The 15,820-nt window shown below is 61.9% G+C and carries 16 protein-coding genes and 3 pseudogenes; 8 read left to right on the top strand and 11 right to left on the bottom strand.

Annotated features, from left to right (window positions below; genetic code table 11):
* Positions 1–85: 85 nt before the first annotated feature.
* Complete coding sequence (locus ACNJX9_RS31910; protein WP_439405964.1) at positions 86–856, top strand: EAL domain-containing protein; 771 nt, start codon at positions 86–88, stop codon at positions 854–856.
* 110 nt (positions 857–966) lie between these two features.
* On the opposite strand, the gene ACNJX9_RS31905 is transcribed toward ACNJX9_RS31910, so the two are convergent.
* From ACNJX9_RS31905 to ACNJX9_RS31895, 3 genes are all read right to left on the bottom strand, one after another.
* Positions 967–1,380 (bottom strand): BLUF domain-containing protein, encoded by a 414-nt coding sequence (locus ACNJX9_RS31905; protein ID WP_439405963.1) that lies wholly within the window; start codon positions 1,378–1,380, stop codon positions 967–969.
* A gap of 483 nt (positions 1,381–1,863) precedes the next feature.
* Entirely contained in the window at positions 1,864–2,718 is an 855-nt protein-coding gene (locus ACNJX9_RS31900; protein WP_439405962.1) for a GGDEF domain-containing protein, read from the bottom strand.
* A gap of 9 nt (positions 2,719–2,727) precedes the next feature.
* Positions 2,728–3,606, bottom strand: coding sequence for a cache domain-containing protein (locus ACNJX9_RS31895; protein ID WP_439405961.1), 879 nt, complete (start codon positions 3,604–3,606; stop codon positions 2,728–2,730).
* 134 nt (positions 3,607–3,740) lie between these two features.
* Between ACNJX9_RS31895 and ACNJX9_RS31890 the strand changes: the two are divergent.
* A pseudogene (locus ACNJX9_RS31890) lies at positions 3,741–4,149 on the top strand (Ku protein); the annotation flags it as partial.
* Positions 4,150–4,522: 373 nt separating this feature from the next.
* On the opposite strand, the gene ACNJX9_RS31885 reads toward ACNJX9_RS31890, so the two are convergent.
* Positions 4,523–5,092, bottom strand: a complete 570-nt coding sequence (locus ACNJX9_RS31885; RefSeq protein WP_439405960.1) for an alpha-ketoglutarate-dependent dioxygenase AlkB — start codon at positions 5,090–5,092, stop codon at positions 4,523–4,525.
* Positions 5,093–5,785: 693 nt separating this feature from the next.
* On the opposite strand from ACNJX9_RS31885, the gene ACNJX9_RS31880 reads away from it, so the two are divergent.
* Entirely contained in the window at positions 5,786–6,052 is a 267-nt protein-coding gene (locus ACNJX9_RS31880) for a hypothetical protein (RefSeq protein ID WP_439405959.1), read from the top strand.
* Between the two features lie 34 nt (positions 6,053–6,086).
* Here ACNJX9_RS31880 and ACNJX9_RS31875 read toward each other — a convergent pair.
* The 4 genes and pseudogenes from ACNJX9_RS31875 to ACNJX9_RS31860 form a co-directional block, all read right to left on the bottom strand.
* Positions 6,087–6,457, bottom strand: a pseudogene (locus tag ACNJX9_RS31875) (hypothetical protein).
* 10 nt (positions 6,458–6,467) lie between these two features.
* A complete protein-coding gene (locus tag ACNJX9_RS31870; RefSeq protein ID WP_439405957.1) occupies positions 6,468–6,764 on the bottom strand; it encodes a hypothetical protein in 297 nt (98 codons plus the stop codon).
* Between the two features lie 59 nt (positions 6,765–6,823).
* Positions 6,824–7,108 (bottom strand): hypothetical protein, encoded by a 285-nt coding sequence (locus ACNJX9_RS31865; RefSeq protein ID WP_439405956.1) that lies wholly within the window; start codon positions 7,106–7,108, stop codon positions 6,824–6,826.
* 83 nt (positions 7,109–7,191) lie between these two features.
* Positions 7,192–7,647 (bottom strand): Hsp20 family protein, encoded by a 456-nt coding sequence (locus tag ACNJX9_RS31860; RefSeq protein WP_439405955.1) that lies wholly within the window; start codon positions 7,645–7,647, stop codon positions 7,192–7,194.
* 670 nt (positions 7,648–8,317) lie between these two features.
* Between ACNJX9_RS31860 and ACNJX9_RS31855 the strand changes: the two genes are divergently transcribed.
* Together ACNJX9_RS31855 and ACNJX9_RS31850 are read left to right on the top strand one after the other, a co-directional pair.
* Entirely contained in the window at positions 8,318–8,737 is a 420-nt protein-coding gene (locus ACNJX9_RS31855) for a CopG family transcriptional regulator (protein ID WP_439410158.1), read from the top strand.
* A gap of 4 nt (positions 8,738–8,741) precedes the next feature.
* The gene (locus tag ACNJX9_RS31850) at positions 8,742–9,914 is read left to right on the top strand and encodes an extracellular catalytic domain type 1 short-chain-length polyhydroxyalkanoate depolymerase (RefSeq protein ID WP_439405954.1); all 1,173 of its coding nucleotides are present in this window, start codon (positions 8,742–8,744) and stop codon (positions 9,912–9,914) included.
* 237 nt (positions 9,915–10,151) lie between these two features.
* On the opposite strand, the gene ACNJX9_RS31845 is transcribed toward ACNJX9_RS31850, so the two are convergent.
* Positions 10,152–10,880, bottom strand: coding sequence for a DUF72 domain-containing protein (locus ACNJX9_RS31845; protein ID WP_439405953.1), 729 nt, complete (start codon positions 10,878–10,880; stop codon positions 10,152–10,154).
* Between the two features lie 39 nt (positions 10,881–10,919).
* Positions 10,920–11,846: a Ku protein gene (locus ACNJX9_RS31840; protein ID WP_439405952.1), complete on the bottom strand. Its 927-nt coding sequence runs from the start codon at positions 11,844–11,846 to the stop codon at positions 10,920–10,922.
* Positions 11,847–12,043: 197 nt separating this feature from the next.
* Between ACNJX9_RS31840 and ACNJX9_RS31835 the strand changes: the two genes are divergently transcribed.
* Positions 12,044–12,964: a 3'-5' exonuclease gene (locus ACNJX9_RS31835; protein ID WP_439410157.1), complete on the top strand. Its 921-nt coding sequence runs from the start codon at positions 12,044–12,046 to the stop codon at positions 12,962–12,964.
* Positions 12,965–12,970: 6 nt separating this feature from the next.
* On the opposite strand, the pseudogene ACNJX9_RS31830 reads toward ACNJX9_RS31835, so the two are convergent.
* Positions 12,971–13,152 (bottom strand): annotated as a pseudogene (locus tag ACNJX9_RS31830) (DUF3606 domain-containing protein).
* Positions 13,153–13,604: 452 nt separating this feature from the next.
* Between ACNJX9_RS31830 and ACNJX9_RS31825 the strand changes: the two are divergent.
* Together ACNJX9_RS31825 and ACNJX9_RS31820 are read left to right on the top strand one after the other, a co-directional pair.
* Complete coding sequence (locus tag ACNJX9_RS31825) at positions 13,605–15,056, top strand: amidase family protein (protein WP_439405951.1); 1,452 nt, start codon at positions 13,605–13,607, stop codon at positions 15,054–15,056.
* A 28-nt stretch (positions 15,057–15,084) separates the two neighbouring features.
* Positions 15,085–15,672, top strand: a complete 588-nt coding sequence (locus ACNJX9_RS31820; RefSeq protein WP_439405950.1) for a TetR/AcrR family transcriptional regulator — start codon at positions 15,085–15,087, stop codon at positions 15,670–15,672.
* Positions 15,673–15,820: the final 148 nt, after the last annotated feature.

Below are 15,820 nucleotides of genomic sequence, written 5' to 3'. Positions count from 1 at the left end.
TGGTAGTCAATCACCCTCGGCCCTACGACCGCACCGATCCTTAATCACTTTCTCCTATCGTGAGCCTTCCACGAAGGAGAGATCAATGGCAGAGGTCTGCAAAGGATGCGGCGGAGGCGATGCGCTGCCTTTCCAGTTCAAAATGGCGTTTCAGCCCATCGTGGCCATCAACGAGCAACGCATTTGGGGCTATGAGGCGTTGGTGCGCGGACCCAACGGTGAAAGTGCACACAGTGTACTTAGCCAACTGACCAAAGATCAGCTTTACCGCTTCGATCAGGCTGCTCGAGTCATGGCCATTGAAACTGCCGGAAGGCTTTTCAAAGACCGGCAGGCCCGGCTGTCCATCAACTTCATGCCGAACGCGGTCTACGAACCCCAGGCTTGCATCCAGAAATCTCTGGCGGCGGCGCACCGTTCGAATTTTCCGCCTTCGAACCTCATGTTCGAGTTCACTGAAAATGAACGCATGACAGACCCTGCGCACGTCGAGAAGATCGTGCATGCATACAGACGGCTAGGTTTTATGACCGCGCTAGACGACTTTGGAGCCGGTTATGCCGGATTGGGTTTGCTGGCGAGGCTCCAGCCCGATCTTATCAAGGTTGATATGGAGCTTTTGCGCGACATTCACCTTAGCCGGTCGAAGCAGGTCATTGTGGCCGGTATCGTCTCGATGGCGCGCGAACTTCAAATCAAGGTTCTCGCGGAGGGCGTGGAAAGCGAAGCCGAAATCACCGTGCTTCGAGCTGCGGGAATAGGACTCTTCCAAGGCTACTACTTCTCTAAGCCGGGATTCATGACACTGCCGGATGTGCCTGGTTATTCGAGTGCGTCCAGCGCCCTTGCAGGCTGACAGGAGAAAGCGTTGGCTTTGCATCTGCGAGGGGCGACTTGGTGCGCAGGAAAGTGCTTTGCTATCATCCCAGACTGCGCCCCGGAGGGATGGCACCGCTACGCAGTTTGCTACCAGACCGGAACAGCCACTGCAATTGACCCGCTAGAACCCGCCAATTGGTTGCGTAGGAATTCCAGCAATTGGTCACCCGAAAGAGCGGCAAGATCGAGTGACGCATCAGAAGGCCGCTCGATCAAGGCCATCGACCAATTCGGGAATAGCCGTTCGGTAGCGTCCTTGGCCTCGATGATGCTGAGTGCCTCGTGGCGAGGGTCTTGAGAGATACGGATAAAGAGGCTAGTCACTTTGCTCCGGTCGCCTTCAAGAACCTGAACAAAGTGATGTTTGTCAAAGAGAAGCGCGCCGGTGAGTGCCAGTGCCAAGTTGTTGCGCTCGGCCGATCTTACGATTTTTAAAAGCTCGCTACTGCCTGACGACCGCCTGAGCAAGTTGCGGCTGTGGTAGATGAGCCTGAACAGCATGGTACGCCTCCCTGAACACCCATAGGCTTTTGGGGTTTTTGGAAAGTTAACGAATGCAGCAGATCAGTGGGCCAAATTCCACAAGGAGGGACTGTCAATCGCGCGGAGCACCATGCGGACAGATAGCGCTCTAATTGTCCGAGAAACGTTCTCCGCACCGAGCGCATCGGTGCAGCTTAACGATTGCGCCGTTTCGAGGGTCGAGCATCGATATAGATAAGCAAGAAAAGGCTCCGCAAGTCGGACATGGTCGCTCCGCAAGGTGGCCACTTGTATGACCGCGGAGTTGGCGAGGCTGGCGTTGATTTTCTCGACACGAGCCGGTCCGCCGATAACATCGTAACGAACCCTCCTTACAACTGCGCCGAAGGCTTCATCCCGCTGCTGCCGAATAGCTCTCATGCAAGGATTTTACCGAAATCGTCGCCTCGAAGCGCCTCTGGCGTAGGACATGACCCTTGGCGTGATTGCCAGAAGGATTCGCTAAGCGGCATGCGCGGCACTTGCGCTCACCGGCATCAGAAAGGTGCGGTTGCGTCCGGTCTTCTTGGCGATATAGAGACCCTGGTCGGCGCGCTCAATGACGTCTTGCACGTCGCGGTCGGCTTCGTCGAAGAGCGCAAGCCCGACCGAGACGGTGAGGGGAATGACGGTGTTGCCATGGCGCACCACGGCGCTCTCAATCGAAACCCTGATGCGGTCGGCGAGCAGCATGGCGGTCTCCTGGTCGATCTCGCGCAGCAACACCACGAACTCTTCGCCGCCGAAGCGCGCCGCCTTGTCGGTGGTCCGGATTGACTGGCTGATGATGTCAGCGACACTCTTGATCGCGTCGTCGCCGGCGGCATGGCCATGGGTGTCGTTGATCTTCTTGAAATGATCGATATCGATCATCAAGGTTGCCATGCTCCGCTTGTATCGGCGGCTGAACGCCACGGCGTCGTCGGCAACCGCGAGGAAGGAGCGGCGGTTCATCAGGCCGGTCATGAAGTCGGTATCTGCGAGCTCGCGCAGCTTCAGCATGTCCTCCTGGAGCTGCATGGCATTCTCGGTCGCGCGCAATTCGGCTTCTTTGGTGCGTTCCTCGGCATGGCCGATGCGCCGCAGCAGCGAGCGCAGCGCGCGCGACAGCTGCACCACTTCGACCGAGCCGCTCTGGCGCGCGAGCATGGTCGGGCCGTGAGCGCGTCCGATGCGGTCGGCTTCCTGCGTCAAGGCAATGATCGGGGCCGCGATGCGTCGCGAGACCAGCACGGCCAGCGACAACGCGATAAGGGCCGTCGCGGCGCCGATCGCCAAAATCGTCTGCGCCGACGAGATCGCCGCCTTCAGCGCCACGCTCGCCGGCTAGCTCGCGGTGACGATCCAGTTCAAACCCTGGTAGTCGCGATAGCCGTTGCCGACATGAAACGCGGTCAGCATCTGCTGGCCATCAACCGTTTCGCGGAAGGTGCCGTCGCGGACCTTTAGCATGTCGGCGAGTTCGTCGCCGCCATAGCGGATGGTTTCCCGCTTTGGCCCGACGAGAACCATGCCGCCCTTGCTGAGGATCGAGAGCCGCGTGTCGGTGTTGCCGTCGTTGGCCTGGACGTCAGCGATGAGGTTGCTGGCCCAGGTCCAATCCAGGTGCCCGCCGAGCACGCCGATCACCTTGCCGGAGGTATCGCGCACGGGCAGGGCGATATCGACGAAGCGATAGGGTTCGTTGTTGGCACGTTGGGTAAGCAGCGAAGCCAGCAGGAGGGCCTCGTGCACGTCGCCGACCACGACGTTCTCGAGCCCCTGCTTGAACCAGGGGCGCGCGGCCACGGACTTGCCCTGCAGCAGCCCTCCGGTCGAGGCGACGACATTGCCGTTGAGGTCGGCAAAGCCGATCCAGGTAAAATCGAAATTGCGTTGAAGTGCCTCGAGCGCGCTACGCAACTCGGTCGGATCGCCCTGCCAGAGCCGTTGCATCGGCTCCAGCTCGGTAAACAGCTTCATCTCCTGCCGCCGCGTCGCCATGAAGCGGTCGAGCCGGGCAGAGGTGCTGGATGCAATTCCGGCAACACTGCTCTCGATGAGGGCGGCCGTGTGTCTGTAACTGATGATGGCGGCGCCGGCAGCCAGGGTGCTTACCAGCGCAATGGACATCGCGGCGACGGCCGCAGCGATCTGCGTCCGTACGGTCAGTCGATCTTCAATCGCGTGCAGGCGGCTTGCCGCCTCTTGCAAGAGGGCTTGCATGGAAAGGCTCCGGTTTTACCGTCGCTCATGCCACGTCGTATCTTCCAGCGGCTTACCGGCCGATTTCGGATTTGGATCGTATTGAATCGGTCGTGAAGCGAATTGGTTGATGGAGTCTTAATTAGAGTGCCGTAGACATCGATCCGCGCTATCGGATCCGACCTATAGTTACGTCCCGACCGCAAGGTCGGTCACGATGCTTTTGCTGTGATCGGCGAGACCATTCGCGAGATGAACAAGGTCGCCATCGGCCGCGTCGTCCTGACCAATCGCCAACACAACATTGCTCTCGAGCCCATGGACAAGGGGCTCGTCGGAACGCTGCTGCGCTACCCCTACGAGGTCCGCGGCGAACAGGAGTATTTCGACGAGATCCAGGACGTTAAAGTCACCAAAGGCATGCTGGATCTAGCCAAGCACATCGTGAACCAGAAGGCAGGCAATTTCGATCCTGAGAAGTTCGAGGACCACTACGAGAGCGCACTGGTCGAACTGCGTGTGCCCATGAAATCCGGGCCGAGCCGGACCTTGTCGCCCGCGCCATCGACGACCCGCGATTCACGCGCACCATCGCTGTTGTTCGAAAACGCGGTCGTACCCTTCCACTCGCAGCGGAAACCTTTTCCGCCGCGCTGGTGGAATTTCTGAGTGATCGTTGGCCCGATCCGAAACGAAGTAAACGAGGTGTTCGCGTAGAAGGCAAGCGAACCTCGGCATAGAGGCGTCAATGAGTCCCCTTGATGACCGCCAAGGATATTGAGGTTCCAAGCATTGTTGGCCGTTTCGCGGATTCCGGCGCACATGCCCGGGTTAGGAAGGGCTGACCTGCATTTGCGAGGCTATCTTTGCTTCGGCGCGCGGCGTCTTGGTGGTACGGCTCCTACTGTGCATGCGGTTGTTTTCTCGTTTTGCCTGGTCAGGGCCGCTTCATCGTCCGGAAGGTGATGGAATAGCGGCGCGCCTCGACCGGTGGAATGCTGTGCTCCCATTGTGATCGCGACTCACCGTCCATGAGGTAGAGGGAACGCGGTCGCGCCTCGAGCGTGTAGCGCTGCCACGTATCGCCGCAGCGGCGCCGAAAGCGGAATTTGCAGGACGAGCCGAGTGACAGTCCGAGGACCTTGTCGAAATGCGGCTTGTCCCGATGCCAACCGATGCCGACGCCTTCGTCATACTCGGTGCACAGCACCTGCTGCACACTGCCGTCCGAGAGGCCGGCCCACGCCTCGGCCTGCCGCGCAATGGGCGCGACCCAGTCTGGGATCGGCTCGGCCGCGGTCAGCCGTTGCTGCGAATAGTCGTATTGATGGCCGAACCACGCCACGCGCCGGTTGCCCTCGAAAGCGCCGAACTGGAAGCGTTGGAGTGGCAAGGCTGCGATGTGGCCGATCAGCGCTTCCTCGGCGGCGCCGTCGATAAAATTGTCCTGATGGCGAAGACCGGCCGGCCCCGCGTCCGGATCAGTGAACAAACCCAGTTGCGTCATTTCTCGTATTTCCGTGATGGAACCTCAAAGCGGCTGACGCGATTCATCTATAAACGCGGGAAGTAACATGCGAGGCTGTCATGGCAGAGAAGCAAACCGCCGCCACGGCAGAGATCGTGCGGGCGACCGTGTCCTGAGCTGGAATAACCGCCGGCTGGCGCCAGTCTGTCACTATCCTCGCCGCCCAGGATCGGCGGGTTGCCGCAGCGGAGGATCGGACGCCTTGAAGCCCTTCGGATGTTCGCTTTCGTCGACCATCAAACGTCGAAAGCCGTAACCGACAGAAGCGCCGGCCCGGTATCCGAGGCTCGCGACGCGACAAGGCCCGCATGCACCTTGACCGAAAGTCCCCGGCTCCATTCTGGGCCATGCCGCGCTCTCCCTGGACATTCGAACGTATTGTGCGGCCCGGCGCGCTCGGCTCCGCCTCGCCGAGCTTGTCCCTTTGGGAACAACAAGCTGCCAGTTGCCCATGCACCTCTCCTGCTACTTAGAGGTACCGCCCCAGCCAAGACACCCCAGGCGTGCCGGTTTGGAGCCGGCGTCCGGTCGAACGCTGCGTCCATGGTGTTGTACACAGCGCCCGGAACACGGGGACAACGCCCGGCTCTGCCGATTGCGAATCCCGGACCCGTGCTAACTGCCGGAACGAGCAGGCGGGCGGAAGGATTCGTCCAGGCAGGAGCCATCTCGATGCTGATGACGAAGGAACGACGGCCGGCGATCCGCACGCTGCGCGGCTGGGCGATCAGCGTGCTGCAGGAGGCCGGCGCGATTCATGAATGCGAGGAGCACGGCTGGGCAAAGGACCGGACCGACCCCCATGCCCGCGAACGCGCACTGGAGCTTGCTCGGCACGATCACCCCGACGGCGTCTCCCCCGACGATGCTGTCGCAGAAATCCGCGCCGTCTTGGATTCCGTCGGTGATACCTGCCCGGAGTGTCCACCGAGCGATTGAGCGCGTCCTTATCCCCAGCGCCGTCCCTACTGAGTCACGGTGCTGGGCTTTGAGAGCAAGCGTTTCGATCGTCTGAGGCTTGCCGCCTGGACCCGGCGTACCAGTCGGCGTACGGCGTGTTCTTGACCGCGTGTCGATTGAAGTCGGGCGTGCCGTCCTTCCACCACACCGGTCCGCGCTCACCCAAGCCACGCTTGGTCTGATCGACGAGCCGATGCGCTGCAGCTTCAGCTTCCGAATCTCCGGCCGCTTTGGTGTCTTCACTGCGCGGCGAGCATCCATCAACTGCTTCACCAGCCGCGCCTTGTCGCCGGGAGCTAAGGTCGGATCGCTCATCCGCCAGAGTTTCCCCCTGACGACGAAGTAGCGACCGTCCGGAGTCACGGGATGCTTGAGATCTGCCATCCAGAAGAGCTTACTTGGTGCGAACGGTCTTCGCGCCGGCGCCCTTCAGCGCCTCGACGATCTTGTCCAGCTCGTCGCCGTGGAAATCCACCGACACCTCGATCTCGCCTTCAAGCCTTTGCTGCCCTTCCGGCGTTGGTGCGGTCTTGGCGTCCGCACCAGCGGATCGCGTTCCAGACGAATTCGCAGCGCCCACGGGCTGGACGAAGATGTCGCCTGGCGCGACGCCACATTCCTGGACGACGTGCTCTACGGCTAACTCGGCCTCGCGCCGCGTGGCGAATTCTCCGATGATCGTGCTTTCCAAGGTTGTCCTCCGCGCCAGGAATCGTGAGGCGGGCAACCGGCCAGTCACGCCGAGAGTTCCTAAAGCCAGTCCGACGCCCTTCCTCCGACGGACGCCGCGCGCGATGCACTGGCGCTCAGCAGCAGAAACAGCGCCCGCTCGGCCTTGTACCTCGCGGCCGCGCGGCTGCACTCTGACCCTGACATCAGAATTTCTCCGTCAGCCCCGCGCACGGCCCACTTCCACCGGCCGCGTCCGCGCGGCTTCAAGACGATATCGTAACTCGGATGTTCGGTCGCCGTGCGGGGCTGCAGCAGGGCATTGATGTTCACGACGTTGTCGGCGGGGGCGGTCGTCGGCCGCATCGCTTGCTCCATTTCTGTTAGACGAGGTGAGGGAATGCCGCGCGGAGGATCCGCGCGGCCGGCGATCCTTGCCCTGTGTCCGGTCAGGCGGCCCTGGATTCGATCTGGGTCACGTTGCTAGAAGTGGCGCCGTTGATCTCGATGCGGCGCGGCTTCATCGTCTCAGGAATCTCCCGCTGCAGGTCGATAACGAGCAGACCGTTCTCGAAGCGGGCGCCCTTGACCTCGACATGATCGGCAAGGGTGAACTGGCGCTTGAAGTTGCGGTTCGAGATGCCACGGTGCAGGAAGGTCTTGCCCTCCTTGTCCGCCTTGCGGCCCTCCAGCGTCAGGACGTTCTGCTCGACCATCAGCGCGACCTCATCTGGCGTGAAGCCGGCGAGCGCCACCGAGATCTGGAAGCGGTTCTCGTCGAGCCGTTCGATGTTGTAAGGGGGGTAGCTCTCTTCGCCCACGCGCTGGGCGGCTTCGGCGAGGTCAAAGAGACGGTCGAAGCCGATGGCCGACCGAAAGAAGGGCGAAAAATCAACAGTGCGCATAGCCAGATCCTCCTGGGAGCAAAATGGTTACGAGCGGCACCGGACACGACCGGTGCCCGTCTCAATTGGCGGGACCCTGACGGCATCCCGATCGTCGTAGGACGACGCCGAAAGAATCTGGAAGTCCGGAGAGACTTTCAAGGGGCCGCCGCAAAAATTTTAGCAAGGACTTCGGAGGATTAATCAAGCGTTGCCGGCCTATTCCCTGGCCCGGTGCAGCGTGTCCTGGAGCCTTTCTCTTTCCCCCTTCCAGCGGACGTCTTCGGCCTTGATCCCCTTCTCGATACCGCGCCGCTCGGCTTCGAGGCCTTCCGATCGTTCTTCGAGCTCCCGCTGCGCGGCGTCCAGCTCGCCCTATCCATTCGAGGGCAGCGTAACCTACTCGCGCCCGGATTCGAGGTCGTTGAGAAATCGAGCCGAACTAAAAACCCTCGGTCGTCGCGCCGCGGTCCTAACCCTCCACAAGCGTCCCGCCTAAGATCGCCTAATTGCCGATGAGCTGCTCCTGAGGCTCGGGACCAGCCGGCTCGCTGGCTCGCTGCTGCTCCAGGAGGTGATGCCGGTAGCAATCGCTGGCCCCGGAACATTTGCGCAAAAACCTGGAAGGTGGGTCTTGCGGGGTGATGAATACCATCCATATAACATCCACATGGATGGCAACAGGATGGCGATGTCCAGTAACTTGCACGAAATCCGGCCAAGGCCCTCCGACTCTGAAAAAATCACGATCAACCTTGGCTTCGTCGATCTCGGTCAGGTCGACTTGATGGTGCAGGAGGGCTTTTACTCGAACCGTACTGATTTCATCCGGACCGCCATCCGCAACCAGCTCGAACGCCATGCCGACGTGGTCAAGCAGTCCACGGCGCGAAAGAGCCTTGACCTCGGGCTGCGCAACTACAGCCGTGAAGATCTCGAAGCAGCGCGGCGGGCGGGCGAGATGCTGCACATCAATGTTTTGGGTCTTGCGACCATCGCGCAGGACGTCACCCCGGAGCTTGCGCGCGCGACGATTGCATCGGTCTCGGTGCTAGGAGCGCTGCACGCCAGTCCGGCCGTCAAATCTGCTCTCGCTGACAGAACGAGGTAAGGCCATGCTGAACCAGGACATCATTCGCGAAGCCACACGCCTCACTCGGTCGGGCCAGATCGTCGAAGCTACTGCGCTGCTCCAGCGCATGCTTCGGGGGGAGAAAGCTTCGGACGCAACCACACCGGCAACCGGTCATCGCGCCCTTGCTGCAGGACGAGAGCCCCCGACCATCCACGCCAAGGTAAATGCTGCCGAAACGAGGCGTCCGCGTCGCACGGCCCGGCCGGCCTTGGATCTCGCCAAGAGCCTCGAAGGGCTCGGACTGAGCGGATCGCTGAGGCGCGCTCCGCCCTCTCTGGCGGACATGGTGCCGCACGGCGCCAGGTTCATCGAAGGCACCTACGCAAACGCCGCGGGAAGCCGCTCCTACCGGCTCTTCATCCCCAGCAGGTATCATGGCCAGGCCATTCCGCTGGTGGTCATGCTCCACGGCTGCACGCAATCGCCGGAGGATTTCGCCGCCGGCACGCGGATGAACTTCATCGCCGAAGAACGGACCTGCTTCGTCGCCTATCCCGCGCAGCGCGCTGAAGCGAACCAAGCGAAATGCTGGAACTGGTTTCGGCCGGCCGATCAGCAGCGCGACGGAGGCGAGCCCTCGCTCATCGCCGGCATCACCCGCCAGATCATGCGCGACCATTCGGTCGATCCGGAACGGGTCTACGTCGCCGGACTGTCCGCCGGAGCCGCGGCCGCGGCTGTCATGGGATCGACGTACGGCGATCTGTACGCAGCGATCGGCATTCATTCCGGACTGGCCTGCGGAGCGGCCAACGACCTTCCCTCCGCGCTGATGGCCATGAAGCAAGGCGCCGGACCTGAGGCAACGCCGAGCGACGGCCCGCCCGTGCCGACGATCGTCTTCCACGGCGATCGCGACACCACGGTGCATTCCAAAAACGGCGCTCGGATCGTCCGACAGGCGATCGGCGGATCCCGCATGAAGGCGAAGGTGCATAGCGGGCGGGTACCTGGAGGGCATGCCTACACCCGCACGGTCCACACCGACGCGGGCGGGCGCGCAATCCTCGAACACTGGGAAATCCACGGAGCCGGACACGCATGGTCGGGAGGCAGCCCCGCCGGCTCCTACACCGATCCAAACGGACCGGACGCAACGAGAGAAATGCTGCGCTTCTTCCTCGAGCATTCGCTCCCACCGGGGCGGAATTGAGTGGGGCATCCACTTTTCGGCTCGGGGATGGCAAGCGGACGTCGCAATCGTTCTCCATCGAACGGGAGGAGCCTTTGCAACAGCGGGCGCGGCGGGGAGGGCGCCGCCCCCCTAGGGGAGTCGATGACTTGCTCGCTTGCTTTCACGAAGAAAAGGTGGCCCGCCTAGGCGAAAGTTGGCGTTCCCTGCCCACCTCGTCCGCCGGGCGGTCCATCCAGATCAGCCGACTAAGGCCCGTCAAGCCAGTAAGTCGAGTGCGTTCTCGAGGGCGGCTCCAGCGGCGGTGTTGTCCAAGATGCACCAGGTCTCATCCGACGAAGACGCAAAATTCAGCCGCGTCTTCAGCGTTCGAAGAAATGCCCCGTCGTAAGCGGAGTAGTAAATGCGCGGAGCTCCATGCAGTCGGAAGTAGCGCAGGCCCAGCCACCCGCCCGGCAGGTCGGCATGGGGCGCCCGCGCCGGATCCGCAGCGACGCGGCAGATCCGGCGCTCGTTGAGCCAAGCACCGACTTCGGACGTGAACCAACTGGCATGACGTGGCTCGCAAACGAGAGCGGCTGAGCTTCTATCCCGCAATGCGCTGAATAGCACTTCAGCATCGGACTCAACGAACGCTCTGCGCGGGGCAAACTGAACGAGCAAAACCCCTAGCTTCGTGCCAAGTCCGGCGCTCTCTTCGGTGAACCGGTCGAGTTCACTCAGCGCAAGCTGCGAGGAATGAGTGACTGACTTCGGCACCTTCACCGAAAAGCGGAAATCATCCGGTGTCACGTCCGCCCACTTCTGATAGGTCGAACGCCGGTGTGGTCTATGAAATGACGAGTTGATCTCGGTGGCGTTCAATACCCGCGCGTATCGTTCGAGGTGACTGCCTGCCCCGCCAACCCTTTCCTTGCAGATTTGCGGAACATTCCATCCCGCTGTGCCGAGCCGCAGCTCAGCCTTGACGTGCGCGTCCTCTTCCATGTCGGTCCGTAATTACCGTCACCTGAGCCCTTCACAACATCAAGCCGACTTCCGCCGCGCCCCCGCCGTCGGTTTCTTCGCGGCGGCCTCCTTGACCGACTTCTTCCCGGTTACCGGCATGAGCATTTCCTTTTGACTGGCTGAGGCCTTCTTCGGCTTCTTAGCGGGCTTTGCCTCTTTCGCCGGCGCGGCTTCCCGACCCACGCTCTTGCGCAGCGCGTCCATCAGATCGACCACGTTCTCGCCCTTCGGCCGCTCCGTCGGACGGATGACCTTGCCGGCCCGCTTCTGATTGATGAGATCGACGAGGGCCTTCTCATACTGGTCCTCGAACTTATCGGGCTCGAACGAACCGGCTTTCTGGTCGACGATGTGACGGGCCAAATCGAGCATATCTTTGGTGACCCTCACCTCCTGGATCTCGTCGAAATATTCCTTGGGGTCGCGGACTTCGTAGGGGTAGCGCAGCAGCGTCCCCATCAGGCCCTTGTCCAGCGGCTCCAGCGCGATGATGTGCTCGCGGTTGGTCAGCACGACGCGGCCGATCGCGACCTTGTCCATCTCGCGGATGGTCTCTCGGATCACTGCGAAGGCGTCGTGGCCGGCCTTGCCGTCCGGACGCAGATAATAGGGGCGGATCAGGTAGCGCGGGTCGATGTCGGTCTTGTCGACGAACTCGTCGATCTCGATGGTCCGGGTCGAGTCCAGCGCGACCTCTTCGAGATCCTCCTTCGTCACCTCGATGTATTGGCCCTTGTCGAATTCGTAGCCTTTGACGATGTCTTCGTTGGGCACCTCGTCGCCGGTGTCGGCGTCGACCTTCAGGTATTTGATGCGATGGCCCGTCTGCCGGTTGAGCTGGTTGAAGCTGATCTTCTCCGACTCAGAGGTGGCCGGATAGAGTGCGACCGGACAGGTCACCAGTGACAGACGCAGGAAGCCTTTCCAGTTGGCGCGTGGGGCCATGAACGCGGTACTCCGGGGGGACGGTGCTGGATTCAAGACGAACGGAGCCTGCCGGTTCCGACATCGTCGCGGCCCGCTGACAGGAAAATTGGTCATCTGCCTACAGCGCCCCGGGGCACGTCCGAAAACGTCGTGAATCGCTTGTTTTCCAGGTACCTCGTGGACCTTTTGGCCGGTATTGTGGACCTATGGACGCGATGACACAGCCCCTTGGAGACCGGCATACTCTGGACCCGGCGGACCTGGCCGCAATGGCCGACGCGTTGGCTCAGTCGGCCGATTACAGGGTCCTTCGACGCCTGATCCCCCGGTCTCCTTACACCCCGCCGGCCGGGCAGGAGGTCCGGACGGGCATTCTTCTCGATACCGAGACCACGGGCCTCGATTGCGCCAAGGACGAGATCATCGAGCTCGGGATGGTCAAATTTGACTACGCGGCCGACGGGCGGATACTTGGCGTCAGAGACACGTTCTCCGCGTTCAACGAACCGAGTGCGCCGATCTCCGCGGAAGTGACGGCCCTCACCGGCATCACAAGCGAAATGGTCGCGGGACACAAATTCGACGATGCCGCCGTCACAGCCTTCGTCGAAAGTGCAGTCATTACGATCGCGCACAACAGCGCCTTCGACAGAAAATTCGCCGAACGATACTGGCCCGTGTTCGAGCACAAGGCCTGGGGCTGCAGCATGAGCGAGATCGACTGGCGCAGGCACGGCTTCGCTGGCGCGCAGCTCGGCTATCTGCTGAACGGCGCCGGCTACTTCCACCACGCGCACCGGGCAGTCGACGATTGCCACGCTTTGCTGGAGGTGCTCGCTTTTGAATTGCCGACGATGGGCTCTTCCGCACTGGCGCTCCTGCTGGAGACCGCCCGTAAGCCGACAATGCGAGTCTGGGCGGAGCAGACCGCTTTCGAGCTCAAGGACTCGTTGAAACGCAGGGGCTATCGTTGGAACGACGGCAGCGATGGCAGGCCGAAGTCCTGGTTCAGAGACGTCGACGAGACCGCGCTCGACGACGAGATCGCGTTCTTGCGGGCCGAGATCTACATGCAGGACGTCGAGCCAACCGTGCAGAGGCTGACAGCATTCACAAGGTTTTCCGGCCGGATTTAAGCTGGTCTAGCGTCCGAGACGCTTCTCGACGCCCTTGCGGCTGTTGCCGACCTTCTTGACGGCTTTCTTCACGGCCGATGCCGAGCGGCCGGTCTTCTTCGCTTCGTACCGGACTTCGTAGTCCTGTCCTTTGGACACCCGAGCCCGGTCCTGCGTCCACGCGCCGTCTTCTTTTTCGCTGCGGCCATGGGCTCCTCCTCTTGGAATGTTGATGGGGATGCGACGCCGCAAGGATTCGCGGGTTCCGGAAACGAATTCTATCGTCCTCACTTGAGCCCGCGTGTTGGCACGGCGCCGGATGCGGCGGATTCGAGCGCAGTTGCATCGGCTCGCCAGCCGGTGCGCAGCGCCTCTAGAAACTCGTCAAGGCGTCGGTCACCTTCGGCCCGTCGGGCGCTCGCGGCGACCAGCATGGCGCGAGGCCGATGCATCCGACGCCCATGAAGCAGATGGCGCGGTTCTTGGAAAGGCTGAGATCCGGATCGGAGATCATCCGTAGGCGCGCGAAGAACGGCTGTGCCTCACGGTCATGTGTCCAGGCCTCTATTGAAGTACGATCGTAATTTAATATTATGGTCGTAATCAAATCCCGTCGCCCCTCCGCGACGGATGCCTTCTTCCAGCTCTTCTCGAGGTTTCCATGGCCCACACCACTGCCGCTTTAGTCCGACCCACACTCGGCGAAATCAGTGACCTGGCTCAACTCGGGCTTGCGGCGGCGGCTGCGGCTATCCGAAATGGCGACATCACGTCCGAGGCCTACACCGCGGCACTTTTGCAGCGCGCCCAGGTCGTTGCCGACTTAAATGCCTTCATCACCATCGATGAGCCCAACTTGCTCGCGTCCGCCAGGGAGGCAGATAAGGCGCGTGCCGCGGGGACAACAGCCCCGCTACTTGGCGTGCCCATCGGCATAAAGGACAGCTATTTAACGAAAGGGCTTCCAACAACTCTTGGTCTGGAAGGGCTCGCGAACTTCTTGCCTTACGAAGATGCGGACGCCGTTCTCGCCATCAAGGACGGCGGCGCCCTTGTGTTCGGCAAGAACAACCTGGTTGAGATGTCCTATGGCCTCACCGGCCACAACGCGCGCTTTGGCCAAGTGAAGAATCCGCATGCCCGCGATCGTGTGTCGGGTGGATCGTCCAGCGGCTCCGCCTCCTCCGTCGCCGCCAACATTGTACCCGCATCCCTCGGGGGCGATACGGTCGGGTCAATTCGGGTGCCCGCATCATTCTGCGGCGTGGTGGGGTTCAAGCCGACGACCGGACGATGGCCGCGCGGCGGAGTCGCGCCAATTTCCCACACGCTCGACACCACGGGCGTGTTCGCGCGTAGCGTCGAGGACTGCGCTCTCATCGATCAGGTTGTGACCAAGGAGTCGGCCGGGGAGCTCTCCAATGGCGGCTATGACCTGAAGGGAGCCCGGCTGGCTTTCGCACCGCGTCAGTTTCTCGATCTCGTTGACGTGGAAGTCGAGGCTCGCTTCCGCGAGGTGGTTCGGCGGCTGCAGGACGCCGGCGCCGAAGTCGTCGAGGTCGATCTGGGCGACGATTTCAATGTCCTCATCCAAACCGCGACATGGGGAATCTTCGCTTACGAGACGATGGGAGCCATTTCGGAATTCCTGCGTCAGCACGACCTTCCGACCACATTCGAGGAGATCTACAAGGGTCTAAAGCCTCAGCTTCACCAAGCATGGGGGCAAATAGTATTGCCTGGCGGTGCGGGTGCTACATCGGCAGAAGCCTACCAGACCGCGCTCAACGCGAGCCGTCCGGAAATCCGGCGCCGCCTCCAAAGGGCGTTCGTCGAACAGGGGGCGCAGGCGATCCTGCAGCCGACGACGCCGTGCCCGGCACCTTTGATCCAGAACCAGGCGACAGTCCATATTGCGGGACAGGAAGTCAGCTACCTGGCTTTAGCGAACCACACTGTATCGGCCAGCAGCGTCGGGCTGCCCGGTATTAGCCTTCCTGTTGGCTTGTCCAGCAGTGGGCTGCCGATCGGCCTTGAGTTGGATGCCCCCTTAGGAGGCGACCGTGCGCTCTTGAATCTCGCGAGCCGAGTCGAAGTCCTTTGGGAAGCCTAGCGCGTAGGGGCGAAGAGCGGGAACATCCATGCGTTTCGAGAAAGGCCACAAGGCAGCAACGCGACGGCATATTGTCGATATAGCCTCTAAATGCATTCGCCGAGACGGTGTCGCTGCCTCCGGCATCGGCGGGATCATGAGCGAGGCCGGTCTGACCAAAGGGGCCTTCTCTCCCCATTTCGAGTCCAAGGAGGCGCTCGTCCGTGAAGCGATGGCGAGTGCACTCGCCGACCAGCAGGATCGTCTCGGCGGGGATCAGCAGGGCGGCGGGGACCTTGAAGCTTTGATCCGAGCCTACCTCAAGCGCGTCCACCTCGGAAATCCGGCGGAAGGGTGCCCCTCAGCGGCCTTGCTTCCGGAAATCGCCCGTCAACCGCTGCGTACTCGAAAGGCCTATGAGAAGGGACTGCGGAGCTACGTCTCGGCGCTGGCCGCGCTGCTTCCGATAACGGACACAGAGAACAGCCACCGCCGCGCAACGGCCGTCTTCGGGCTTATGGTCGGAACCCTCCAGCTCGCACGCGCTGTACCAGATGCTGCGTATGCCGAGCAGATTCTGGAAGGCGGCATCGACGCCGCGCTGCACCTCGCGCGAGCTCCATATCCCGAAGATTGAGCACCTTGGCGTGCTACTTGCGCTGGTGCCGCGCCGCGGCTGCATCTTCGCCGGACTTTCGTCGCCCGTGCACTCCGCGGGGACCGAGCTCTTCGCGCCGGAGTCATCCTCTGAGCGTTCACGCTCCCCGCCTTTCATCGGCTTCTCA

The organism is Bradyrhizobium sp. BLXBL-03, from assembly GCF_051853015.1.
GTDB lineage: Bacteria > Pseudomonadota > Alphaproteobacteria > Rhizobiales > Xanthobacteraceae > Bradyrhizobium > Bradyrhizobium manausense.
This window is presented reverse-complemented; position numbering and strand designations above follow the sequence as displayed.